The organism is Pseudomonas sp. M20 (assembly GCF_045037865.1).
GTDB lineage: Bacteria > Pseudomonadota > Gammaproteobacteria > Pseudomonadales > Pseudomonadaceae > Aquipseudomonas.
In genome coordinates this window covers 39,372-63,473 of the sequence record NZ_CP173611.1, presented here as the reverse complement: position 1 = coordinate 63,473, position 24,102 = coordinate 39,372, and the positions used below count along the sequence as shown (strand labels likewise).

Sequence of the window (24,102 nt, the reverse complement as noted above, 5' to 3'; positions counted from 1 at the left end):
ATGGGCACAACTGAGACTCGGTTATGTTTGGCCGAAGGCTTGTGTCATGATGATCCGACCGCAGGTTAGTCGTCCTCTTCCTATATGAATAGATCTTCCGCGTTGCTCCTCGCTTTTGTCTTCCTCAGCGGCTGCCAGGCTTTGGCTCCCGTGTCGACGGACGGTACGCCGTCGGTTGAAGACACCACGCCCGCGCCTGAAAAGCCCAAGGTTTACAGCTCGTTCAGCGAGGAAACCGTTTTCAGCCTGTTGAGCGCCGAACTCGCCGGCCAGCGCAATCGTTTCGACATTGCCCTGGATAACTACGTGACCCAGGCCATCAATACGCAGGATCCGGGCGTCTCCGAACGTGCATTCCGTATCGCCGAATATCTGGGCGCCGATCAACCGGCCCTCGATACCGCGCTGATCTGGGCGAAAAATGCGCCGGACGACCTCGAAGCGCAACGCGCCGCCGCCGTGCAACTGGCACGCGCCGGGCGCTATGACGACTCGATGGTCTATATGGAGAAAGTCCTGCAGGGCAAGGGCGATACCCATTTCGACTTCCTCGCGCTGTCGGCCGCCGATACCGATCAGGAAACCCGCAACGGCCTGATGAAAAGTTTTGACCGTTTGTTGCAGCGTCATCCGAACAACAGTCAGCTGATTTTCGGCAAGGCCCTGCTGTTGCAGCAGGATGGCGACAACAAAGCGGCACTGGCACTACTGGAAGACAATCCGCCGGAAGATGGCGAAATCGCTCCGATTCTGCTGCGCGCGCGCCTGCTTCAGTTGCTGAACCGTGGCGATGAAGCGCTGCCCCTGCTGCAAAAAAGCATCAAGAAATACCCGGACGACAAACGCCTGCGCCTGACTTACGCACGCATGCTGGTCGAACAAGACCGCATGGACGACGCCAAAGCCGAGTTCTCCAGCCTTGTGCAGCAATACCCGGAAGATGACGAACTGCGTTACTCGCTGGCCCTGGTCTGCCTGGAAGCCAAAGCCTGGGACGAAGCCAAGGGTTATCTGGAAGACCTGATCGCTCGTGAAAGCCACGTCGATTCGGCGCATCTGAACCTCGGTCGCATCGCAGAAGAGCGCAACGACCCGCAAGGCGCCCTCATCGAGTACGCCCAGGTCGGCCCGGGCAACGACTATCTGCCTGCGCAATTGCGTCAGGCCGATATTTTGATGAACAACGGCAAAACCGCTGAAGCGCAAAGCAAACTCGCCGCCCAGCGCGACGAGCAACCGGACTACGCGATTCAGTTGTACCTGATCGAATCGGAAACCCTGTCTGCCAACAAGCAGGACGACAAGGCCTGGAAAGTCTTGCAGACAGCCTTGCAGCAGTATCCGGACGATCTGAATCTGCTGTACACCCGGGCCATGCTCGCGGAAAAACGCAATGACCTGGCGCAAATGGAAAAAGACCTGCGCCTGATCATCAAGCGTGATCCGGACAACGCCATGGCGCTTAACGCGCTGGGCTACACGTTGTCCGACCGCACCACCCGCTACGCTGAAGCCAAAGTGCTGATCGAGCAGGCGCACCAGATCAACCCGGAAGACCCCGCCGTACTCGACAGCCTCGGCTGGGTGAATTACCGCTTGGGCAATCTGGATGACGCCGAGAAATATCTGCGTCAGGCGCTGGAGCGTTTCCCGGATCACGAAGTCGCCGCGCACCTCGGTGAAGTGTTGTGGACCAAGGGCAACCAGCGTGAAGCCAAACAAATCTGGGGCAAATTCCTCAAAGATCAGCCCGACAGCACCATTCTGCGCAGCACCATCAAGCGCCTGACCGGATCCGAGACTCTTTAACTCATGTTTTTGCGCCACGTTATTGTTTTCAGCTTCATCGCCCTGCTCGCCGGTTGCTCCGGTTTTGGCACTCGCGAATCGGTCGAGGGCCACGGCAGTCCAGCTCAATGGGCCGCGAACAAACAACAGCTGACCGGCCTCGACGGCTGGCAGATCGACGGCAAGATCGGCATCCGCGCACCGAAAGATTCCGGTAGCGGCACGCTGTTCTGGCTGCAACGTCAGGATTATTACGACATTCGCCTGTCCGGCCCGCTGGGTCGTGGCGCGGCACGCCTGACCGGGCGTCCGGGCAAGGTCTCGCTGGAAGTCGCCAACCAGGGCCGCTACGAATCGCAATCCCCGGAAGCCCTGCTTGAAGAGCAGTTGGGCTGGAAACTGCCGGTGTCGAATCTGGCCTGGTGGGTGCGTGGCCTGCCGGCTCCGGACACTAAAAGCCGTTTGAATCTGGACGCCGACAGTCGTTTGGCCAGCCTTGAACAGGATGGCTGGAAAGTCGAATACACCGCCTACACCGAACAAAACGGTTACTGGTTGCCGGAGCGCATCAAGCTGCACGGCACTGACCTCGACGTGACGCTGGTGATCAAGACCTGGCAGCCGCGCAAGTTGGGGCAATAACCCATGACCGCTGCACGCCTGACTTTGCCCTCGCCGGCCAAACTCAACCTGATGCTGCATATTCTCGGGCGCCGCGACGACGGGTATCACGAGTTGCAGACGCTGTTCCAGTTTGTCGATTACGGCGATGAAATCACGTTTGCCGTGCGTGATGACGGCGTGATTCAGTTGCACACCGAATTCGCTGGCGTGCCGCATGACAGCAACCTGATCGTGCGCGCGGCAAAAATGCTCCAGCAACAATCGGGCTGTACGCTGGGTATCGACATCTGGATCGACAAAGTGCTGCCCATGGGCGGTGGCATTGGTGGGGGCAGTTCAAATGCGGCGACCACGTTGCTCGGCCTCAATCATCTCTGGCAACTGGGTTGGGATGAAGATCGCCTGGCTACTCTGGGCCTGACGCTGGGTGCCGACGTGCCGGTTTTCGTCCGTGGCCATGCGGCATTTGCCGAGGGTGTGGGTGAGAAACTGACCCCGGTCGATCCCGAAGAACCTTGGTATCTGGTGCTCGTACCGCAAGTCTCTGTTAGTACGGCAGAAATTTTTTCCGATCCTTTGTTGACACGTAACACGCCGCCCATTAAAGTGCGCCCCGTTCCCGAGGGAAACAGTCGAAATGACTGCTTGCCGGTGGTTGCAAGGCGTTATCCAGAGGTACGTAACGCATTGGATTTGTTAGGTAAATTTACCGAAGCAAAGCTCACCGGAACTGGAAGTTGTGTGTTTGGGGGCTTCCCAAGCAAAGCTGAAGCTGATAAAGTCTCGGCCCTTCTGACAGAGACCCTTACAGGGTTTGTAGCGAAAGGAAGCAACGTTTCGATGTTGCACCGCAAGCTGCAAAGTCTGCTCTAAAGGAACCAAGTGCACGGCACTTGATGCAACAGATACAGGGGCGTCGCCAAGCGGTAAGGCAGCAGGTTTTGATCCTGCCATGCGTTGGTTCGAATCCAGCCGCCCCTGCCATTTTCTATACTCATCCAGGTTACCCTCAGCCTCTAGGTACTGCGCGTGTCCAAGATGATGGTCTTTACGGGGAACGCTAACCCCGATCTGGCTCGACGTGTCGTACGTCAGCTGCATATCCCTCTCGGTGACATCTCTGTCGGTAAATTCTCCGACGGCGAAATTACTGCCGAGATCAATGAAAACGTTCGCGGTAAAGACGTTTTCATTATTCAGCCGACTTGCGCTCCGACCAACGATAACCTGATGGAACTGGTAGTGATGGCTGATGCCTTCCGCCGCTCCTCGGCTACTCGTATCACTGCTGTTATTCCTTATTTTGGTTATGCCCGTCAGGATCGCCGTCCGCGTTCCGCACGTGTGGCTATCAGCGCGAAAGTCGTCGCTGACATGCTTACCGTAGTCGGCATCGACCGTGTTCTCACGGTTGATCTGCATGCTGACCAGATTCAGGGTTTCTTCGATATTCCGGTAGATAACATCTACGGCTCCCCGGTTCTGGTGGATGACATTGAAGATCAGCGCTTCGAAAACCTGATGATTGTGTCCCCGGACATTGGTGGCGTCGTGCGTGCACGTGCTGTTGCCAAATCCCTGGGCGTGGATCTCGGGATCATCGACAAACGCCGTGAGAAAGCCAATCACTCTGAAGTGATGCATATCATCGGTGATGTCGAAGGGCGTACCTGCATTCTGGTCGATGACATGGTCGATACCGCCGGCACTCTGTGCCACGCGGCCAAGGCCTTGAAAGAGCATGGCGCAGCCAAGGTCTTTGCCTACTGCACACATCCTGTGCTGTCGGGTCGGGCCATCGAGAATATCGAAAATTCCGTGCTGGACGAGTTGGTGGTGACTAACACCATCCCGCTGTCCGCTGCAGCACAAGCCTGTGCACGTATCCGTCAACTGGATATCGCACCGGTTGTTGCCGAAGCGGTTCGCCGCATCAGCAATGAAGAATCGATCAGCGCGATGTTCCGTTAAGGGCCCTGCCCTTCTCGAAATGTCTCGTTGACGAAAAGCGCCCCGCCCCGGCATTCCTGTCGGGGCGGGGCTTTTTTGCCCATACCGTGTTCGGCGCTGGTCGCAAACGCCACTCGGTCATGGCTATTTTGGAGATACAAAATGAACGATTTTACTCTGAATGCTGAAGTGCGTTCCGACCTGGGGAAAGGTGCGAGCCGCCGCCTGCGTCGTCTCGCCGCTCTGGTTCCAGCTGTTGTTTACGGTGGCGAAAAAGCCCCTGAATCCATCAGCATGCTGGCCAAAGAAGTTGCCAAACTGCTCGAAAACGATGCTGCCTACAGCCACGTTATCGAACTGAACGTTGGCGGCAAAAAGCAGAACGTCATCATCAAAGCTCTGCAACGTCACCCGTCCAAGGGTCACGTTCTGCACGCTGACTTCGTACGCGTCGTAGCCGGCCAGAAACTGACTGCTATCGTGCCTGTGCACTTTGTTGGTGAAGAAGCTCCGATCAAGAAAGGCGGCGAGATCTCGCACGTCCTGAACGAAATCGAAGTAACTTGCCTGCCGAAAGATCTGCCTGAGTTCATCGAAGTCGACCTGTCGGCTCTGGAAATCGGCGCAATCGTTCACCTGTCCGACCTCAAAGCCCCTAAAGGCGTTGAGTTCGTTGCACTGGCTCACGGTGACGACAAAGCTGTTGCAAACGTACACGCTCCACGCGTTGCTCCAGAAGCTGAAGAAGGCGCAGCAGAGTAATTCACTCTGTCGTGCCTGAGTGAGCAAGTAACATCGCGGACTGGAACGTAGCGAGAAAGCGGGCGAGAACGCGGAGTTTACATCCATGGTAAATGAGCATTTTTCGTCCACTTTCGCCGCCTTTCCTGATCGCGGCGATGTTATTCACCACTCAAAGGAAGGGCCCCTATCGTGACTGCCATCAAACTGATCGTTGGCCTGGGAAATCCAGGCGCTGAATACGACCAGACCCGGCATAACGCAGGGGCCCTTTTTGTTGAGCGCATCGCTGACGCACAAGGTGTCAACCTTGTCGCCGATCGCAAATATTTCGGCCTGACCGGGCGCTATTCGCATCAGGGTCAGGATGTTCGTCTGCTGATTCCCACCACTTACATGAACCGCAGCGGCCAGGCCGTGGCGGCACTCGCCGGTTTCTTCCGCATCAAGCCTGAAGAAATTCTGGTGGCGCATGACGAACTCGACTTGCCTCCGGGCGTTGCCAAGCTCAAGCAGGGTGGCGGCCATGGCGGTCACAACGGGTTGCGCGACATCATTGCGCAACTGGGCAATCAGAATACGTTCTACCGTCTGCGGCTTGGCATCGGCCACCCAGGCGTTGCCAGTATGGTTTCAAATTTCGTCCTGGGTCGTGCGCCACGCGCCGAACAGGAAAAACTCGATGCCAGCATCGACTTTGCCCTCGGCGTGCTGCCGGATATCCTCGCCGGTGAATGGAACCGCGCGATGAAAAACCTGCACAGCCAGAAGGCCTGACTCTACTCCGAGGGGAAACACCATGGGATTCAATTGCGGCATCGTCGGCCTGCCTAACGTCGGCAAGTCCACCCTGTTCAACGCCCTGACCAAATCCGGTATTGCGGCCGAGAACTTCCCCTTCTGCACCATCGAGCCGAACAGCGGCATCGTGCCGATGCCGGATCCGCGCCTGGAAGCCTTGGCGGCCATCGTCAATCCGAAGCGCATCCTGCCGACCACCATGGAATTCGTCGACATCGCAGGCCTGGTGGCCGGCGCCTCGAAAGGTGAAGGTCTGGGCAACAAGTTCCTCGCCAACATCCGCGAAACCGACGCGATCGCTCACGTCGTACGCTGCTTCGAAGACGAAAACGTGATCCACGTTTCCAACAGCGTTGACCCCAAGCGCGACATCGAAATCATCGACCTGGAACTGATCTTCGCCGACCTCGACAGCTGCGAGAAGCAACTGCAGAAAGTCGCGCGCAACGCCAAGGGTGGTGACAAGGACGCGGTGGTTCAGAAGGCTCTGCTGGAGCAACTGATCGCGCATTTCACCGAAGCCAAGCCGGCACGCAGCCTGATGAAGAACATGAGCACCGACGAAAAAGCGGTAATCAAGGGCTTCCACCTGCTGACCACCAAACCGGTCATGTACATCGCCAACGTTGCTGAAGACGGTTTCGAGAACAACCCGCACCTGGACGTGGTTCGCGCCATTGCCGAAGAAGAAGGCGCGATGGTCGTTCCGGTCTGCAACAAGATCGAAGCGGAAATCGCCGAGCTCGATGACGGCGAAGAGAAGGACATGTTCCTCGAGGCCCTGGGCCTGGAAGAGCCTGGCCTGAACCGCGTGATCCGCGCTGGCTACGAGATGCTGCACCTGCAGACCTACTTCACCGCCGGTGTCGAAGAAGTCCGCGCATGGACCGTCAAAGTCGGTGCCACCGCACCTCAGGCTGCCGGCGTGATCCACACCGACTTCGAGAAAGGCTTCATCCGCGCCGAAGTGATCGCCTACAACGACTTCATCCAGTACAAGGGCGAAGCCGGTACCAAAGAAGCCGGTAAATGGCGTCTGGAAGGCAAGGATTACATCGTCAAGGACGGCGACGTGATGCACTTCCGCTTCAACGTCTGATCCGGGCCGTGGCAACACGCTATCGCGCCTGAAAAATCCCCGCATCACTGAGTGATGCGGGGATTTTTCGTTTGTGGATTTCATCAATTTCATCGCAGGCAGCGCGCGGCACCTACGTTATGATCAGTCGCGAGCCCAGCAACCGCGAGACCTGACGTGCCTCCACTGCCACCCATTGGCGTTGGCCTGCGAGCCTTCCACTACCACGATTTCCTCAAGGATCTACCCGCCGTCGACTGGCTGGAAGTTCACAGCGAAAATTATCTGAGCGCGGGCGGTCGCGATCTGCAAATCCTTGAACGTCTGGCCCGGCACTACCCGATCAGCCTGCACGGGGTTGGGCTGGGCATCGGCTCGGTGCGCGGGTTTTCCATGGCGCACGTCGAGCGTATTCGCCAACTGGCCGCACGCGTTGAACCGTTTCTGGTGTCCGAGCACTTGAGCTGGGGCGCGGTCGAAGGCCGATGCCTGAATGATCTGCTGCCCCTGCCGCTGAACGAGACATCCCTGAGCCTGGTGTGCGAACGGGTCGACCAAGTGCAAACGGTGTTGGGTCGCCAATTGTTGCTGGAGAACGTCTCCACCAGTCTGCGCTTCAAAGACGACACCTTGGGCGAAAGTCAGTTTCTTGCCGAGGTCGTCACGCGAACGGGCTGTGGTGTACTTCTGGACATCAACAACCTCTACGTCAATCAATACAACCATGCTGAGCCTGCGCTGCCGGCCATGCACAAACTCGCGCGCGGCTGCGTGGGCGAGTTGCACCTGGCCGGGCACAGCGAAGAAGAAGGTCTGCTTGTTGACGACCATGCCAGCGCTGTGTCCGAACCCGTCTGGGCGTTGTACCGCGAGGCATTGAAACGCTTCGGCGATGTTCCGGTGCTGGTCGAATGGGATGCCTGTCTGCCGCCTCTGGGCGAATTGTTGAAACAGGTCGCGACGGCACGCGATATCGCCCGGGAGGTATTGCATGACGCTTGACCAGCTAGCGACCTTGCAGGAGCGTTTCGTCCGAGCGCTCGATGCTGACTCGGCAGCCTCGGTGTTGCCCGACGGCTGGTGCAACGGTCATGGGGATGACTGGCAACGTTTTTCCCGTTATCGAAAAGGGCTTTGGCAACATCAGGTGCAATCGTTGGGACTGACGTTTCCGGTGCTCACCGCATTGGTGGGTGAAGATTTTCTCCGCACGCTCGCCTATGACTTCGGGCGCGTGCACCCTTCACGACACCCCGACTTGAGCCTGTTTGGTGAACACCTTCCGGGATTTCTCACCCATTACCCGGCCGCCCGCGATTATCCATATTTTGCCGAGATAGCCGCACTGGAGTGGGCTGTCCACTGCAGCGCACGCACCGAAGAGATCGTCGCCTTGAGCGCGCTGGATCTCGCCGTGCTGAAGCCCGAGCAGATCGATGGGCGGCGATTGTCCCTGCATGCTGGTTGCGCGCTGTTGCACAGCGAGTGGCCGATAGCGGCCTTGTGGCAGGCCCATGTCGAGCACGCGCAAGTGCTGCCGGCTCTGCAATCGGGAAGTTATGTCACGCTGGTCTATCGGCAGGGCTGGCACGCCAGGGTGCGCCCGGTTTCTCCATGGGAGGCGGCGGCATTGAGCCTTTTCATCGCGGGCGCCACGCTGGGCGAAGCGTTGCTGGCGGCACAAGCACAATGGGCCACCACCAGACCCGCTGCGGCCACGGCACTGATCGACAGTGCCGCACTGCTCAGTCGTTGGTTGGGCGAGGCGTTACTCATCGCCACCGAAGATTAGCCGGCGCTCGCCTGTTGCAGCTCATCAAAGGTCACAATACGTCCGGCAATCGCGCTGGCCGCCACCGTGTACGGACTGGCAAGCCACACGCTTCCCGGTCCGGAACGCCCGGGAAAGTTGCGATTGATGGCACTGATGGTGACCTGATCTGCCGACACTGACTGCCCCGGGCCGCAGTTGGCGCAAGCACCGCATCCTGGCTTGATCAGCACCGCTCCCGCCCGTGCGAAGGTCTCCAGATAACCGCTCTGCTCACAGTAATCGTGGACATCCATCGTGCCGAATTGCAGAAACAGCCGAGTGTCGGCGGTAAGTGGGTACTGGTTATCCAGCGCCCACTGCAAGACCTCGTGATAGCAGTCGAAGTCGCTACGCTTGCCAGCGGTGCAGGAACCTCCATAGGCGATGTCGACCTTCACCGACTCTGGCAGATCGCCAACCGCCACGCCGTTGCCCGGATCGCCAGGTCGCGCCAGCATCGGTTGCAGCTGCGCGCCGTCGATGCGAATGGTTTCCCGGTAATGCGCATCGGGATCACTGCGCATCCAGTCTTGCAGTTGGAAATCGATGCCCCGCCGCTCCTTGAGAAACGCCACGGTTTTTTTATCCGGGGCGACAATGCCGGTCATGCCACCCAGTTCGGCAACCATGTTGGTCAGGGTCGCGCGCTCATCAAGACTCATGGCTTCGATCGCCGAGCCGGCATACTCGAACACTGCGCCAATGGCACCGCCGGCCTTGATTGACTCCATCTGCAGCAGATACAGGACCAGATCCTTGGCCATCACGCCTGGCGCCAGCGGCCCGCTGACTTCGATGCGCAAGGTGTCGGGGACCTTGCAGCGCACGTAACCGGTGACCCAGCTGTTGGCCATTTCGGTGGCCCCGACGCCGAAGGCCAGACAGCCCAGTGCGCCGGAGTGCGGGGTGTGCGAGTCGGTGCCGGCAATCACCTGCCCAGGTAAGGCGTAGCGTTCGATCATCAGGGCATGACAAATCCCCTCGGAACCGCTTTTGTCGTGCAATGCGCCGTGGGACTGCACGGGATATTGCCGGGAAAAATGTTCATGTCCGCGAGCCAGATCGGCGACACCGTCCAATAAACCCTGCTGGATATGCGGAATGCTTTGCGGCGCCAGCACCAGGTGATCTTCGAAGGCAATGATCCGCGCCGGATCGATCAGCTGCGCTGGCTGCCCGAATGCCTGATGCATCAGGTGCGCGCTCATTCCGGTGAAATAGTCATGGCTGAAACGGAAATCCGCAGCGATAAACACACCCTCGCCGCGCACTACCCCTCGCGTATCGGGATGCACATGGCGGCTGATGATTTTTTCCACCAGCGTCTGCGGCCCCTGCGCGACCGGGCTTGCGTCCGGTAACGGCCAACGCGCCGAGCGACTGTATTTGAGCAAGCCGCCGCTGCGAATGATCGCTTGGGTCAGCTCGTCACGTCCCTCCAGAAAGGTCGAAAACTCGATGGCTTCACCGGCCGCAATTCGCTCAAGCACGGAAAAGTCGGTGGTGGTCAGGATGCCGATGTTGTCGCAGTTCTGTTGGTAGATACGTTCAAAACTCTCGGCAACAATCAGTCGAATCCCCGCCGACAACTCGGCCACCGGTGAGGACTCCCGCGAAGATCCTTTGCCGTAGCGCTTGCCAGCAACAGTGATTTCAAACCCGGCGTTCTTCACCGCATTGCGGGCGATCGGCAATTGTTCACCGGCCTTGAATCCGACATAGGGGAATTCGCCCAGGCGTTCGTCGTACACCATCATGACGGTGACGGGGGTGATTTCGTCGGTTGAGATGTTGTCTCGCAGCGGCCCGGCCTCGGCCAGTGTCAGGTCCTCACCGTCGAGTTGGCGGCGAATGGCTTGAGGATTCTGCGAGAGGTACAGGACGCGTCCGGAAAAGCGTATGGCATTGTTCATAGATGTGGTCTCCTGAAAACCACTCTATCAGCGGCCACCGACGCTCGTGCTGACGGTTGGAGAACCCAGCGATGCCCATCGGAGACGAATGGGCAAACACCCGACGCGGCTTAGTCGGCGAGCTTCCCGGCAAGCGCCGTGCGCCGATGTTGCAGGCACAAACGAGCGATCCACAAGGCGCAACACAGCAGCAGCACGCAGGTAGCCATGAACACAGAACGGATGCCGATGTGCCCGGCAAAAAAACCGCCCGCCACCGGGCCCAGCACCTGTCCGGCATACTGTGCTGAGGTCGAGTAGCCGAGCATCCGCCCCACCGAACGGTCATCGACATTGTGCCGGATCAGTGCCGTCACGCAGGGCAACAGGCCACCGAGCGCCAATCCCATGAAAAAGCGCAAGACGATCAGTTGCCAGATGTTCGTGACGAACGCCTGCGGGATTAGCAGCAGACCGGCCAGTGCAAGGCTGGCGGCGACCACTTTCAGGCCACCGATGCGGTCGGCGATCTTGCCCAGACGCGGCCCGGAAATGATGCTGCCGAGCGCGGCGACCGACATGGTCAGGCCCGAATAAAACGTGACGCTATCAACGGCGTCCACCAACTGCTGCACGTACACGGTGATGATCGGTTCGATCGACATGTTGGCGACCATCAGCAACGAGGCCGTTGCCAGCATGGTCAGCACCAGCGTGCGCTGGCTGGAAGAGAGTGTGGTCGCTGCCGCCGTTTTATCCTGCGCAGCTTTCGTGCGCGGCGCGACACGCTCTTCGCGCACAAACAGGCACGTCGCCAGAAAATTGAGGAAGATGCAGCCGCTGGCAATGAAGAAGATGCTGCGGATATCCAGCACCGTTGGCAGCACCCCGCCAATCAAGGGCCCCACCAGACTGCCCGCCATGATCCCCGACGCCAGCATGCCCAAGGCCCACGCCGAGCGATCCTTGGGCGTCTGCGCGGCGATGATCACATACGATCCAGAGGTATACCCTCCGGCCAGTCCGACCAGAAAGCGCAGGATCACCAACTGCCAGACGTTTTCCGCCAGACCGATCAGGCCCATGGTCACGACCATGCCGAGACTGGCGCGAATCAGGTTCGGCTTGCTGCCATACCGATCGGCAAGACGCCCCCACAGCGGTGCGACCAGCGCTGCGGAGAGAAAAGTGGCGCCGTAGGCGATACCTGACCATTGCACGATTTGCGCGTGCCCCTCCACGCCCAGTTGCTCGATGTAGAGGGGCAGAAACGGCAGCAGCAAGGTCATGGCAACAATGTTGATGAAGGAGCCAAAAAAGCAGATGGCCAGATTACGCTGCCAATACAGGCTGTTCATGGAATGGATTCCTGGAAAATTGACCGCACGCGCGGGGCGTTGACAGCATCCCGCGCGTCCTTGGTGCGATGCTCAGACAGTCGCCACCGGCGTTACCGGCGATGCCACCGCACCGGTCAGGCGCAGGGGCGGAGCGGTCAACAGGCAACGGCTACGCCCTTGTTCACGCAGCCATTGGGCCAGCGGCGTCAGATACCACAGCTCTCCCAGATGGATACCCAGTTTGAACAGACACAGTTCGTGTAAAGGCAAAATCGGGTAATGCGGCAAGTCGAGTTTTTCCGACGGAAACGCCTCCACCGCATGGTTGTCGGCAGCAATGGCACTGATCTGTGCTTCATCAATCCAGCGTAAAAGTGCTTCATCGCGACCGTTGAGGTCAACACAAGAATGTTCCAGCAGGTGCACGTCCGGGTCGCCTTGCATGTCGACGAGCATCTGCGCAAACCCGGTGTGGAACAGCACGATATCTCCAGGTTCGACGACAATATTGTCGATATCCATGATCCGGCGGATATCGTCATAACCGACGCGGCGTTTTTCCCGGCCGAAATGCGCATGCAGATCGATCAGCACCGCCCGCCCCTGCATGCCGGTAGCCGCCATGTGCTCAATACCGAGAAACTTTGCCGGTGCCGGCGGAAAGTCGCCATGAGCATCCGGCTCGCGGACAATCTCGCCGAAAATATCGCGTTCGGCGCGGTAGCCGTTGTAGAAACAGCTTTGCAGGCGTCCGTCGCCATCGGCATCGAACAGGCTGCCGACTTGGGCGAGGCTGTCCCACTGGGTCGAATACTGGGTGCACAAGGTCACGGTGTGATCGCACAAAACATCAGTCAGGTGCGGGTCGTCCTGGCTCAATTCATAGTCGATGTTCGAGCGATTGTTACGCAGCACCGGTTTCAGAACGGGCGGCTGGCGGCGCGAATTCCATTTCGAGCCACCGGGCAGATCCAATGGCAGGCTCAGGCAAAACGACTTGCCGGCGACCACTTCAGCAGCGCCCTGGCGGATCTTTTCAGCGGTCAGCAAATTCAGTCGCCCCAGTTGATCGTCGGGGCCGAAATCTCCCCAGTTCGAACCCGCCGGCCGTTGTTTGTAGCGCATGTGTCACTCCCTCAGACAAGTGGGCAGCCCGCAGGCTGCCCGTTTCAACTCAGATGAACATCTTCAGCACGGCTGACTCAGTTGTGCTCAGTCGGATCCGGCTCCGGTGGCAGCACGGCAAAGCGCTTGAAGCCCGGGCGCTGGCTGATGCGCTGGTACCAGGCATCCAGATGCGGCGTCACCGGTTTGTTGTCGAGCTCGAAGGTTTCGTAGGTTTGCGCGAGGACGCCCAAAGCGATGTCGGCGATGGTGAAGTAGTCGCCCGTGATGTACTGCTTGCCCGCCAGGTACTCATCGGCAATGGCCCAATTCTTCGCCAGGCGCGCTGACTGGGTGCGCACGGAGGTCATGTCGCGACGGTCCGGCGCCGTGCGGATCAATGAGGTGAACAATGGCACGATGTCTGGCCACAGTGCGCCCACCGACCAGTCCAGCCAGCGGTTGCAATCGGCATGCAGCTTCGGCTCGGACGGATACAGGCTGGCCGGACCATAGCGCAGCGCCAGATAACGCATGATCGCGTTGGACTCCCAGAGCACAAACTCGTCATCGATCAGCGTCGGCACCAGACCGTTGCGATTGAGCCGCAGGTACTCCTCGTCGTTGGTGCGACCGTACTGGCGACCGGCATCAATGCGTTCGAAATCCAGCTTCAGGTCTTCCAGGCACCACAGCACCTTTTTGACACACAAACCGCGCTCTCTGCCCCAAACTGTCAACATGACTGATCCCTCGTTCAATTTTATTGGTTGATTGGCATTGCTGTTGTCAATGGCCCTACTCGGCCGGCTTCTTCATGAACATTTCCCGGTACTCGGGCACTTGCAGCCCGGCCATGCCCCAGTTGTCGACATTGATTTCGTCGATCACCACCGTGGTACTGCGGGGGTTCTTCTGCAGTACGCGCTCCAATACTTCAGTGACTTGCGCGATCAATTCGCGCTTCTGCTCGCGGGTCACACCCTCATCGGTGATCTTGATATTTACGTAAGGCATGCGGCGCTCCTCATGGCAGTGGGCTGGATGTCCGGGGTGGTGCTGCAAAGGCTCAATTGCGCCTCAAGACCTCGCGCCAGCCGCGTCATTGCGCGGCGCAGCAATTCGGGTTTCTGGGCGAAGCAGATACGGATAAAGCCTTCGCCAGCCGAACCGAAGGCACTGCCAGGCGCAATGGCGACGCCATGTCGTTGCACCAGCGCCATGGCCAGCGCAAGGCTGTCGGTCACACCTTCCAGCCGAATGAACGCGTACAACGCCGCGTCGGGGACATGACACGTCACGCCCGGTACATCGGCCAAAGCGCTGCAGACGATCTCCCGACCGGTGCGGCAGTAGTCGCGAAAGCTGTCGACAAAAACGCTGTCCTGCAACGCCGCCAGTGCCGCCATCTGTACGAACGGCGCGACACCGGAATGGGTCAGCTCGATCAGTTCACCGAGCTTTTCCCGCTGCCCGGTGGGCACCACCAGCCAGCCGACGCGATAACCGGTCATGGCCCAGGCCTTACTGAAGCTGTTGCACACCACGAGGCGATCCTGGTCAGTGGCGAATTCGAGCATCGAAGGGGCTGAGCGACTGCCGTCGTAAGTCAGATGTGAATACACTTCGTCACTGATGATCCACACCCCGTAACGCCGACACAGCGTCAGGATCGCTTGCATCTGCTCGCGACTGGCCGTCCAGCCGGTGGGGTTGTTCGGTGAGTTGAGAAACAGCACCCGCGCGCCGGGCAACGCAACTTCCAGCGCGTGCAGGTCGAGCGTGAAACCGTGTTCTCCCGCGTCCAGCGCCACCTCCCGGACGTTGACACCTTTCAGCGCGGCAAGATTGCCCGGGTTGGGCCAGGCAGGAGAGATCAACACCGCGCTGTCGCCCTCGCGCAGCAACGCGGCAAAGGCAACGTTGATGGCAGCCATGCCCGACGCGGTCACGGCAATCCGGCTTTCATCGACATCGGTCTGGTAGAGATCACTCAGATAATCCGCCAGGCCCTGACGCAAAACCGGCATCCCGCGAATGTCCGGGTAACGCGTCAACCCGGCGTCAATCGCCTGCTTGAGCGCCACTTGGGCGCTGACAGGACTCGGGTGATCGCTTTCGCCGAAGCAGAGAAAATCCACATCGCCCAAGCGAAACGCTTCACGTGCAACGCCGACCAATTGCGAACCGGCAATGTGATCCAGATCGAATGCCGCCACGTGTTCGAACGCCGAGGCCGCCGCGTCGTCTGAGCGCTTGTAGTTATTCAGGGTAACCATGGACGCCATCCTCGGCCGGTTCAGGCAATCGAACGCACGTTCTGCGGTTGAAGGATTCGATCCTGGCGCTGCAGATGCCCGAGCAATGCATCGAGGAACGTGTTGGAGGAATTGAGGCGGATAAGGGCGCCATACACGATTTCCTTGATCACGCGAGGATCGTGCTCGACCGCGGGTTCGATGACGTTGTCGAACCAACCTTTGCCATGGATGGCGTCAATGCGGATATGCAGGTCGTGATAGGCCAGACCGAATTCCGGCAGGCCCAGGCGCCGCCAGCCGGCGACCAGTTTCTTGAAGCGCCGGGGCGCGAGATATTCGGTCACGCCGAAATAGCCGATGGCTTTGTAGTGATGCCGCGGGCTCAGCGCCAGGCACGCCGAAAGATTGCCGCACACTCGCGCTTCAGGCAGCAATGACTGTTCGATGTAGCGTGCATCGACCTCCAGCGCTTTCAAGGCTTTGCTGAATAACAGTGTGTGGACTTCACGCTCATCGCCGTTACCCATTTCATCGAAATAGTTCTTGGCGATCTCCATTTTCTCGGCGCCGACCGTGCCCACTTGCATCAGGGCGAGGATGTCGTCGAAGCGCGGATCAAGTGTGGTTTCCTGAGCCAGGAAAGTTCTGAACCCTTCGACACTCGCCTGATCGCGAAGATAGTTTTGAAAGAACGGATGCGCGCCCGCCGGATGTTGCGAAATCAATTGTTTGAACCAAGTAACGAATGCAGCGCCACCGGTGGGCATGACATCGAATATATCGGCAGGAATACCATCTATTTCTTTTTGCAGGATAGCCGGCTCAAGCAATGTGGTGATATCTGCAAATACACAAGAGACATCGACCTCTACTGTTTCCATGGCCGGAACGGAAAACCGGTAGTCATAAATGACGGCCAGCACTCGATGCAGTTCTTCGCGGGCCTGCGCTTGGCCAGAGGCGGCCAGACGCTTGAGGCGCAGGCATTCGTCGAGGACACGCTGACGCAATTCATTATTAAGCGCATACGGCTGAACGCCACTCGCCCCTTGGCTGCAGTAGTCGCTGATAAATGAAATCAAATTGAAATCTTGAGTTTGCATCAAATACTCCTTTTGACGAAAAGCCTGACTTTCATCCGCAAATAACAGCCAAACCAACTCACACTAAGCACACCGTATCAGTTGCACTTAGAGCCATTCAGTAGGTTGCTATTCAGTTGCGTTCTATAGTCCATTCAGGTTGTTCTAAAATCAATTCTCGAATTTTCGAACGCTTTCAACTTATCGAGAACGAAGGCGCAAAATGTCGTTCTGTTCATGTCGCGGGCAGCGGCTTTTTTTCCCGCTCATGGATGAACGGGTCGTCACGGCGCACTTCTAATACCGTGCAAAACCGTGTATTCGTAATACCAAAGAAGAAAGCCGCGAGCGCCCGGCAGTTGCTTTTTCGGGCGGCATAAACAATAACGATTCTTATTGTCGCGGTATGGAGATAGTTAAAAGTCTGTCGTACCCAAGGGATTGTCATGAATCACTTAGTCAGAAAGCTGGACTTCACTTCCTTGCGTCTGTTCGTGACAGTGTGCCAAGAGAAGAACATCGCCCGGGCCGCCGAGCGCGAGTGCATCACCCCTTCCGCCGTCAGCCGTCGTATCACGGAAATCGAAGCGATCGTCGGGCTGCCGATCATCCATCGCGAATCGCGGGGTATTTCCGTTACGCCGGTGGGCGAGATGATCATTCGCCACGCCAAGGCCATGATCGCCAGCCTGGAAAGTCTCAACGCCGAACTCTCGCAATTCACCTCCGGTGCCAAGGGCAGCGTGCAGATTGCCGCCAACCTGTCAGCCATCGTGCAGTTTCTGCCTGAAGACCTGGCCGCCTTCAAACGGCTGTTTCCGGACGTCGAAATCCTCGTCGACGAACACAACAGCGCGCACGTGATTCGCAGCGTCAGCGAAGGCAGCGCCGAAGTCGGTATCTGCAATGCCAACTACGGCACCGGCGAACTGGAACACTTGCCCTATCGCACCGATCGTCTGGTGTTGGTGGTGCCGCTCGGCCATCCGCTGGCCGAAGCCAACGCGGTGACGTTTGCCGACATCGTCAATGAAAGTTTCGTCGGGCTGGGTGAAGAAACCTCGCTGATGACCTTGCTCGCCCAGCGCGCGCGGGACATTGGCGGAGAACTCGACGTCAAGATCCGCGTCCGCAGCCTCGACGTGCTGTGCCGCATGGTCCACGTCAAACTGGGTGTGGCGGTGGTCCCGCAATTGGTCGCGGAGCTGAATGTGAATGCCCTCGACCTGCGGGTCATCCCGATCGTGGAGCCGTGGTCGACGCGCAAACTGGTGGTGGTGTTCCGCCACCGCGATCGCCTGACCGCCACGGCGGCGGCGCTGGTCAACTATCTGACCAACAAGCACTGAGGTGCTGACGCTCGCCAATCGGCACGGTAGCCATCTCGACATGTCACGTCTGGAAGTGGATCGACGAAGTAATATTTGGAAACACTTCCACCGGGACCGCTGCCATGACCATCACTGCCCGCCCCAGGACTCTGTACGAAAAGATCTGGGACGCCCATGCCGTTGACACCGATGCCGACGGTACGACGCTGCTCTACATCGACCGTCACCTGATCAACGAAGTCTCCAGTCCGCAAGCCTTCGAGGGCCTGAAGCTCAGCCAGCGCAAGCCTTGGCGAGTGGCCTCCAATCTCGCCGTGGCCGACCACAACGTGCCCACCAGTGATCGTGCCGGCGGCAAGATTCGCGACCCGTTCTCGCGCATGCAGGTGCAAACCCTTGACGCCAACGCCCAGACCTACGGCTTCACGTACTTCGGCATGAACGATCCGCGCCAAGGCATCGAGCACGTCATCGGCCCGGAGCAAGGCGCGACGCTGCCAGGCATGACGGTGGTCTGCGGCGACTCGCACACCTCGACCCACGGCGCCTTCGCCTGCCTGGCGCACGGCATCGGCACATCCGAAGTCGAACATGTGCTGGTCACCCAGACTTTGCTGACGAAAAAGATGAAGTCGATGAAAGTCCAGGTCGATGGTGAACTTCCGCCCGGCGTGACGGCCAAGGACATTGTCCTGGCGATCATCGGCAAGATCGGTACCGCCGGTGGCACCGGATGCGCCATCGAATACGCCGGCTCGACCATTGCCGCGCTGTCGATGGAAGGCCGCATGACCATCTGCAACATGTCCATCGAAGCCGGGGCACGTGCAGGGCTGATCGCCTTCGACGAGACGACGCTCAACTACGTCAAGGGACGTCCCTTGGCTCCGGTGGGTGAGCAGTGGGATCAGGCTGTCGAGTACTGGCACACGCTGCACTCCGATGCCGAGGCGCACTTCGACGTCGTGGTCAATCTGGACGCCAGCACCATCGAGCCGCAAGTGACCTGGGGCACGTCGCCGGAAATGGTCGCGCCCATTGGCGGCTCGATTCCCGACCCCGCCCAGGAGGCCGATCCGGTCAAACGTGACGGCATGCGCAAAGCCTTGGCCTACATGGGCCTGCAAGCCGGAACGGCGATCAACGATATCGTCATCGACAAGGTCTTCATCGGCTCCTGCACCAACTCCCGCATCGAGGATCTGCGCGCCGCCGCCGACGTCGTACGGGGTCATTCGCTGGCGCACAACATCAAACTGGCCATGGTGGTGCCGGGCTCTGGTCTGGTGAAAAGCCAGGCCGAACTCGAAGGTCTGGATCAGGTGTTCATCAATGCCGGCTTCCAGTGGCGCGAGCCCGGCTGCTCGATGTGCATGGCCATGAACGACGATCGCCTGAGTGTCGGCGAGCGCTGCGCTTCTACTTCCAATCGCAACTTCGAAGGACGCCAGGGTGCCGGTGGGCGCACGCATCTGGTCAGCCCGGCGATGGCCGCAGCCGCCGCGATCGCTGGACGCTTTATCGACATCCGCACCCTGCAGAATCCATCACCATAATAAGGACGTTACCGTGAAGCCATTAACCCAACATCGAGGCTTGGTCGTTCCCCTCGATCGAGTGAACGTCGACACCGACGCAATCATTCCCAAGCAATTTCTCAAGTCCATCCGGCGCACCGGGTTCGGTCAGAACCTGTTTGACGAATGGCGTTACCTGGACCTCGGCGAGCCGGGCCAGGACTGTGCACAGCGGCCATTGAACCCGGATTTCGTGCTCAATCAGCCGAAGTACGCGGGCGGTTCGATTCTGCTGACTCGCGCCAACTTCGGCTGCGGATCGTCACGCGAGCATGCACCCTGGGCGTTGGAGCAATACGGATTCCGGATCATGATCGCGCCCAGCTTTGCCGACATCTTCTTTCACAACAGCTTCAAGAACGGCATGCTCCCGATCGTCCTCAGCGAAGCGCAAGTAGACCGCCTGTTCGACGCTGCCACCGGCGCCACACCGCTGCAGTTGACCGTTGATCTTGAAGCGCAACGGATCCGCGACGACCAGCACTCGCTGGATATCCCTTTCGACATCGATCCCTTCCGCAAGTCCTGTCTGCTCAATGGCCAGGACGACATCGCCCTGACCCTGCAACGTGAAGCACGTATTCAGGCGTTCGAGCAGACTCATCTAAAGCGTTTTCCCTGGCTGCTGAACACTTTGTAAGCGCCATCCGCTGACCGCGTTGCCGCACGGGACTGTCACCGTACCTTCGACACAATCCCTGCGGAATCGACGCCCCACAGCACCGGCGCGTGATATCGCCGATTGCCTGCGGGGCTGGAATGGATGCCGGTTGCCCTGTCCAGGGCCGCCGAGGTTTAACGGAGTGAGTACATGTATCCGATCAGTTTGTTGCATCATTTGGACCTGACCACGCTGAAGCTGCTGCTGTCGATCAGTGAGGAAGGCAATCTGACCCGCGGCGCCCGTCGAGAATCCATCGCTATCTCCGCAGCCAGCAAAAGACTGCTCGGCCTTGAGCAAGCCATTGGCCTGCCCCTGTTTATCCGTGAATCCAAAGGCATGACGCTCACCGCCGCCGGCGAGACCCTGCTCGACCACGCGCGGCAAATGTTGCAAGGAGTGCAACGCATTCACCTGCAACTGCTCGAGCACGCCCGCCAGGCGCAGGACTGTGTGCGGGTGGCGGCCAACCCCTCCTCCATCGCGCAATTCGTGCCGGACGACGTCAGCCAGTTTCTCAAGACGCACAAGAATATCTGCGTCGACCTTACCGAAGAATCGAGCCTGAATGTCTTGCAGTCCGTGGAGAATGGCAGCGCCGACATTGGTGTTTTCGCCGACAACGGCAGCGCTCACGGGTTGTACAGCGAGCCCTACCGACAGGATCGGCTGGTCATGGTCGTGCATGACAAGCACCCGCTCGCCACACGCGGACGCATCAGCTTCGAAGAGTCCCTGGACAATCACCACATTGGCCTGCATGGCAATGACTGGATCAGCCAACACACTCTGCAGGCCTCCCTCGCCGCCGGCAAACCGCTGAACATTCAGACCCAAGTGCCAAGCTTTGAAGTGCTCTGCCGCATGGTGCAGGCCGGTGTGGGCGTCGGCCTGATTCCGTATCAGGTGTTCACCAGCCTTGGGCCACCGAAGAATCTGGTGTCGCTGGATCTGCACGAACCCTGGGCCACCCGCAATCTGATGGTGGTGGTGCGCAATCCACGGCTGCTGTCACCGGCGGCCAGCAAGTTGTTCGGCCACCTGACCCATGCCAGCAAAGCGCAAACGGGCACCCTGTGGATGGCCCACGCCGGCGAGCGCAAGCCGCAAGACCGTCCTTCACTGCTGCGTGTTTCCTGAGCCCGGGTGATTTGATGAACCTGAAAGATCTTTTGGTTGCCACTGCCCTGGCCTCCCTCAATGCCGCAGGCGTGAGCGAAAGGGCGGACGCCGCCGATTCTGCCGCCACCGAAGTCTGTTACGGCGTGGCCAAAGCCGGCCATAACGATTGTGCCGATACCAGTTGCTTCCACTCCTGCTCAGGCATGAGCAGTGTCGACAATGACCCTGGCGAATGGACCATGGTGCCCAAAGGCACCTGCACGCAACTGGGCGGTGTGCCGCATGCCCAGCCCCAGGCCTGCTCGGCACACACGGCCACCATCGCCCCGTCCACGGATCTGCAGGCCGGCGCGGCCTTGTACGCCCGAGGCGATCCGGCCCGTACCATTCCAGCCTGTGTCGCTTGCCATGGCCCGCAGGGTAACTCGCAAAACAGTGCTTACCCGAAACTGACCGGGCAATTCGCCGATTATCTCGATGGCCAGTTACAGGCCTTTCGCGACGGCTCACGGCCTTCTTCGGTCATGGCGGTGGCGGCGAAATCATTGTCGGATAAGGACATTACCGAGCTGTCCTACTATCTGGCGACACGCCCCCCGCTCACCGAAGCCAATCGCCTCAGAACCGAAGCCCTGCAAACCCGACTACGCGAGAACGATCGGGTGATCGGCGAGCCGTTCAGCGATTGCGACAGGGCTTGTCCGCCTCTGGTGCCGATCCCGGCCGGAGACTTCACCATGGGTTCACCCGCCTCCGAGGAACAGCGTTTCGGCAATGAACAGCAACATCCGGTGAACATCCCCAAGGCGTTCGCCATGGGGGTCACCAGCGTCACCTTCGATCAATGGCAGGCCTGCGTGGATGACGGTGGCTGCGCAGGCTACACGCCCAGTGATGAAGGCTGGGGCCGCGGCAATCGGCCGGTCATCAACGTCAGCCCGGGGGATGCCCGCGCCTACCTGCAATGGCTTAGCGCCAAGACTGGCCATCGCTATAGCCTGCCCAGCGAAGCACAATGGGAATACGCCGCCCGTGCAGGGACGAGCACGGCGCGCTGGTGGGGGGAAGCGGCCAGACGTGATCACGCCAATTACGGTCCCGACGATTGTCCGGCACAGATCCGCTGCGGGGGATTTGTATCGGGCCAGGACGCCTGGCTGAACACCGCCCCCACGGCCAGCTTCGCCGCCAACGGCTTTGGCCTGTACGACATGCTCGGCAACGTCTGGCAATGGACCGCTGACTGCTGGCACCACGACTACACCGGTGCGCCCGAGGATGGCAGTGCCTGGCAGGACGCGCAGTGCGGTCAACGGGTCATTCGCGGTGGCGCGTGGGGCAATATTCCCGCCTTCATCCGCTCGGCCAGCCGAGCGGGTTACAAGGTCGAGGGCCGCACCAGCAACATTGGCTTCAGAGTGGTGCGCGAACTTTAGAGTGACGGCAGTCGACAGGAGCGGATTGCCCGCTCCTGTCGGTGCTTCAGGCTTTTTGGGTGCGCGGCAGGAAGATCGCCAACACGCCAAACAACGGCAGGAACGAGCACAGGAAATACACGTACTCAATCCCGTGAATATCCGCCAGATGCCCGAGCAACGCCGCGCCAATTCCGCCAAAACCAAACATCAGACCAAAAAACACCCCGGCAATCATCCCGACATTGCCCGGCACCAGTTCTTGCGCGTACACCACAATCGCCGAGAACGCCGAAGCCAGAATGAAGCCGATCACCACGCTAAGAACACTGGTCCAGAACAGATCAACGTGAGGCATGAGCAGCGTGAACGGTGCCACGCCGAGGATCGAGAACCAGATCACCGCCTTACGCCCGATCTTGTCGCCGATCGGCCCGCCGAAGAACGTCCCCGCTGCTACCGCACCGAGAAACAGGAACAGATGCAACTGCGAACTGGCCACCGACAGGTCGAACTTCTCGATCAGGTAGAACGTGAAATAGCTCGTGAGGCTGGCCATGTAGAAATACTTGGAGAACACCAACAGCCCCAGCACCACCAAAGCACTGATCACCCGGCCCTTCGACAGCCCGTGAGTCGCCGCTTGGCCAGCCTTGAGCTTGAACAGATTGAGGTGATGGGCGTACCAGCGACTGATGCGGTACAGCACGAACAGTGCAAATACCGCGAACAGACCGAACCACGCCACATTGGCCTGACCGAACGGAATGATGATCGCCGCCGCCAGCAACGGACCGAACGCGGAACCGGCGTTACCGCCAACCTGGAAGGTCGATTGCGCCAGGCCAAAGCGTCCACCGGAGGCCAGTCGCGCAATCCGCGAGGCCTCAGGGTGAAACGTCGAAGAGCCGATACCAATCAGCGCCGCCGCCAGCAAAATCAACGGAAAACTGCCAACCATCGACATCATCACGATGCCGATCAGCGTGCAGATCGAACCCGCCGGCAACAGCCACGGCTTCGGATGCCGATCGGTGTGATAACCGACCCAAGGTTGCAACAGCGAGGCGGTCAGTTGAAAGGTCAAAGTGATCAGGCCGACCTGAGTAAAGGTCAGGCCGTAATTGGCCTTGAGCATCGGGTAGATCGAGGGCAACACTGACTGAATCAGGTCGTTGATCAAATGCGCCAGCGCCACCGCGCCGATGATACGCATCACCAAAGGACTGCTTTGCGGAACAGCGGGCGCCGAGGCAGCGGCGGTCTGAACGTTGCTGATAGCCATGAAAGTTTCCGGACAGCAGATGGGTGCACACAGGCAGGTGCGTCAATGTGCCATTTTTCGGTGCGCCAGCGCCATCCCCTTAGCCAGCTAACTAACTGACCTGACCGAATCATGTAGGAACTGCCGCAGGCTGCGATCTTTTGATCTTGCCGTTAAAAACACAGATCAAAAGATCGCAGCCTTCGGCAGCTCCTACAAGGGATAGGTGATAGCGCAACGCCATGGTCTGAATCTTGC

22 protein-coding genes and 1 tRNA gene are annotated in these 24,102 nt (G+C 59.3%); 15 read left to right on the top strand and 8 right to left on the bottom strand.

What is annotated here, in order from left to right:
- Positions 1 to 84: 84 nt before the first annotated feature.
- The 10 genes from ACI514_RS00285 to ACI514_RS00240 all read left to right on the top strand — a co-directional run bounded on the left by ACI514_RS00285 (position 85) and on the right by ACI514_RS00240 (position 8,774).
- Positions 85 to 1,809 carry a tetratricopeptide repeat protein gene (locus ACI514_RS00285; protein ID WP_160059396.1) on the top strand — a complete coding sequence of 575 codons (1,725 nt, stop codon included), beginning with the start codon at positions 85 to 87 and terminating at the stop codon, positions 1,807 to 1,809.
- Positions 1,810 to 1,812: 3 nt separating this feature from the next.
- The gene (gene lolB, locus ACI514_RS00280) at positions 1,813 to 2,430 is read left to right on the top strand and encodes a lipoprotein insertase outer membrane protein LolB (protein ID WP_053123767.1); all 618 of its coding nucleotides are present in this window, start codon (positions 1,813 to 1,815) and stop codon (positions 2,428 to 2,430) included.
- A 3-nt stretch (positions 2,431 to 2,433) separates the two neighbouring features.
- Positions 2,434 to 3,285, top strand: a complete 852-nt coding sequence (gene ispE / locus ACI514_RS00275) for a 4-(cytidine 5'-diphospho)-2-C-methyl-D-erythritol kinase (protein ID WP_160059397.1) — start codon at positions 2,434 to 2,436, stop codon at positions 3,283 to 3,285.
- A gap of 36 nt (positions 3,286 to 3,321) precedes the next feature.
- Positions 3,322 to 3,396, top strand: a tRNA-Gln gene (locus ACI514_RS00270).
- A gap of 45 nt (positions 3,397 to 3,441) precedes the next feature.
- Positions 3,442 to 4,383, top strand: a complete 942-nt coding sequence (locus tag ACI514_RS00265; RefSeq protein ID WP_003171603.1) for a ribose-phosphate pyrophosphokinase — start codon at positions 3,442 to 3,444, stop codon at positions 4,381 to 4,383.
- A 141-nt stretch (positions 4,384 to 4,524) separates the two neighbouring features.
- The gene (locus ACI514_RS00260) at positions 4,525 to 5,124 is read left to right on the top strand and encodes a 50S ribosomal protein L25/general stress protein Ctc (RefSeq protein ID WP_064387646.1); all 600 of its coding nucleotides are present in this window, start codon (positions 4,525 to 4,527) and stop codon (positions 5,122 to 5,124) included.
- A 171-nt stretch (positions 5,125 to 5,295) separates the two neighbouring features.
- The gene (gene pth / locus ACI514_RS00255) at positions 5,296 to 5,880 is read left to right on the top strand and encodes an aminoacyl-tRNA hydrolase (RefSeq protein WP_007912902.1); all 585 of its coding nucleotides are present in this window, start codon (positions 5,296 to 5,298) and stop codon (positions 5,878 to 5,880) included.
- A 22-nt stretch (positions 5,881 to 5,902) separates the two neighbouring features.
- On the top strand, positions 5,903 to 7,003 hold the full coding sequence (gene ychF / locus ACI514_RS00250; RefSeq protein WP_034156038.1) for a redox-regulated ATPase YchF: 1,101 nt from the start codon (positions 5,903 to 5,905) through the stop codon (positions 7,001 to 7,003).
- A 156-nt stretch (positions 7,004 to 7,159) separates the two neighbouring features.
- The gene (locus tag ACI514_RS00245) at positions 7,160 to 7,984 is read left to right on the top strand and encodes a DUF692 domain-containing protein (protein WP_160059398.1); all 825 of its coding nucleotides are present in this window, start codon (positions 7,160 to 7,162) and stop codon (positions 7,982 to 7,984) included.
- The gene (locus ACI514_RS00240) at positions 7,974 to 8,774 is read left to right on the top strand and encodes a DNA-binding domain-containing protein (protein ID WP_160059399.1); all 801 of its coding nucleotides are present in this window, start codon (positions 7,974 to 7,976) and stop codon (positions 8,772 to 8,774) included. Before ACI514_RS00245 ends, ACI514_RS00240 begins: the two co-directional genes overlap by 11 nt.
- Here the strand turns inward: ACI514_RS00240 and ACI514_RS00235 are convergent.
- From ACI514_RS00235 to ACI514_RS00205, 7 genes are all read right to left on the bottom strand, one after another.
- Positions 8,771 to 10,708 (bottom strand): aconitase family protein, encoded by a 1,938-nt coding sequence (locus tag ACI514_RS00235; RefSeq protein ID WP_405122876.1) that lies wholly within the window; start codon positions 10,706 to 10,708, stop codon positions 8,771 to 8,773. The two genes, ACI514_RS00240 and ACI514_RS00235, sit on opposite strands and share 4 nt — an antisense overlap.
- Positions 10,709 to 10,818: 110 nt before the next feature.
- Entirely contained in the window at positions 10,819 to 12,045 is a 1,227-nt protein-coding gene (locus tag ACI514_RS00230; RefSeq protein WP_160059401.1) for an MFS transporter, read from the bottom strand.
- 72 nt (positions 12,046 to 12,117) lie between these two features.
- Entirely contained in the window at positions 12,118 to 13,152 is a 1,035-nt protein-coding gene (locus ACI514_RS00225) for a cyclase family protein (protein WP_160059402.1), read from the bottom strand.
- A gap of 77 nt (positions 13,153 to 13,229) precedes the next feature.
- Complete coding sequence (locus tag ACI514_RS00220) at positions 13,230 to 13,874, bottom strand: glutathione S-transferase family protein (protein WP_160059403.1); 645 nt, start codon at positions 13,872 to 13,874, stop codon at positions 13,230 to 13,232.
- Positions 13,875 to 13,929: 55 nt separating this feature from the next.
- Positions 13,930 to 14,148, bottom strand: a complete 219-nt coding sequence (locus ACI514_RS00215) for a 4-oxalocrotonate tautomerase family protein (protein WP_160059404.1) — start codon at positions 14,146 to 14,148, stop codon at positions 13,930 to 13,932.
- Entirely contained in the window at positions 14,136 to 15,410 is a 1,275-nt protein-coding gene (locus tag ACI514_RS00210; RefSeq protein WP_405122875.1) for an aminotransferase class I/II-fold pyridoxal phosphate-dependent enzyme, read from the bottom strand. The genes ACI514_RS00215 and ACI514_RS00210 overlap by 13 nt, the downstream gene beginning before the upstream one ends.
- A 20-nt stretch (positions 15,411 to 15,430) precedes the next feature.
- Complete coding sequence (locus tag ACI514_RS00205) at positions 15,431 to 16,495, bottom strand: iron-containing redox enzyme family protein (protein ID WP_160059406.1); 1,065 nt, start codon at positions 16,493 to 16,495, stop codon at positions 15,431 to 15,433.
- Between the two features lie 425 nt (positions 16,496 to 16,920).
- On the opposite strand from ACI514_RS00205, the gene ACI514_RS00200 reads away from it, so the two are divergent.
- The 5 genes from ACI514_RS00200 (at position 16,921) to ACI514_RS00180 (ending at position 22,601) form a co-directional block, all read left to right on the top strand.
- Entirely contained in the window at positions 16,921 to 17,823 is a 903-nt protein-coding gene (locus tag ACI514_RS00200) for a LysR family transcriptional regulator (RefSeq protein ID WP_160059407.1), read from the top strand.
- Positions 17,824 to 17,927: 104 nt separating this feature from the next.
- Positions 17,928 to 19,361 (top strand): 3-isopropylmalate dehydratase large subunit, encoded by a 1,434-nt coding sequence (gene leuC / locus ACI514_RS00195; RefSeq protein WP_405122874.1) that lies wholly within the window; start codon positions 17,928 to 17,930, stop codon positions 19,359 to 19,361.
- 13 nt (positions 19,362 to 19,374) lie between these two features.
- Entirely contained in the window at positions 19,375 to 20,022 is a 648-nt protein-coding gene (gene leuD / locus ACI514_RS00190; RefSeq protein WP_405122873.1) for a 3-isopropylmalate dehydratase small subunit, read from the top strand.
- Positions 20,023 to 20,193: 171 nt separating this feature from the next.
- A complete protein-coding gene (locus tag ACI514_RS00185) occupies positions 20,194 to 21,183 on the top strand; it encodes a LysR family transcriptional regulator (RefSeq protein ID WP_405122872.1) in 990 nt (329 codons plus the stop codon).
- Positions 21,184 to 21,197: 14 nt separating this feature from the next.
- Positions 21,198 to 22,601: an SUMF1/EgtB/PvdO family nonheme iron enzyme gene (locus tag ACI514_RS00180; RefSeq protein WP_160059411.1), complete on the top strand. Its 1,404-nt coding sequence runs from the start codon at positions 21,198 to 21,200 to the stop codon at positions 22,599 to 22,601.
- Positions 22,602 to 22,647: 46 nt separating this feature from the next.
- Here ACI514_RS00180 and ACI514_RS00175 read toward each other — a convergent pair whose 3' ends face one another.
- A complete protein-coding gene (locus ACI514_RS00175) occupies positions 22,648 to 23,865 on the bottom strand; it encodes an MFS transporter (RefSeq protein ID WP_160059412.1) in 1,218 nt (405 codons plus the stop codon).
- Positions 23,866 to 24,102 lie beyond the last annotated feature (237 nt).